This window comes from Methylobacterium sp. B1, from assembly GCF_000333255.1.
In the GTDB taxonomy this organism is placed as follows: Bacteria; Pseudomonadota; Alphaproteobacteria; order Rhizobiales; family Beijerinckiaceae; genus Methylobacterium; species Methylobacterium fujisawaense.
The window spans coordinates 1-263 of the sequence record NZ_BACT01001010.1; the positions used below are offsets into that span (position 1 = coordinate 1).

At 76.0% G+C, this 263-nt stretch carries 1 protein-coding gene; it reads left to right on the forward strand.

What is annotated here, in order from left to right; translation table 11 throughout:
* The coding region (locus I53_RS28070) for a hypothetical protein (protein WP_043357199.1) at positions 1 to 263 on the forward strand (263 nt) is incomplete at both ends.

Sequence of the window (263 nt, forward strand, 5' to 3'; positions counted from 1 at the left end):
CGCGACCCGCGCGGGCTGATCACGCGGATCGACCACCCGGACGGGCTGAGCCTCGCCTTCGACAACGACGCGGCCGGCCGGCGCACCGGCGTCACCCTGGTCGGCACCGACGGCACCCGGTGCGAACTCCTGCGCTACCGCTACGACGCCCGCGCCAACCTCGTGGCGGCCGAGTCGACCTGCGGCCCCTCGCACGCCTACGAGCACGACGCCGCCGATCGCCGGATCGCCTGGGCGGACGGGGTCACGACCTGGTCGCGGCG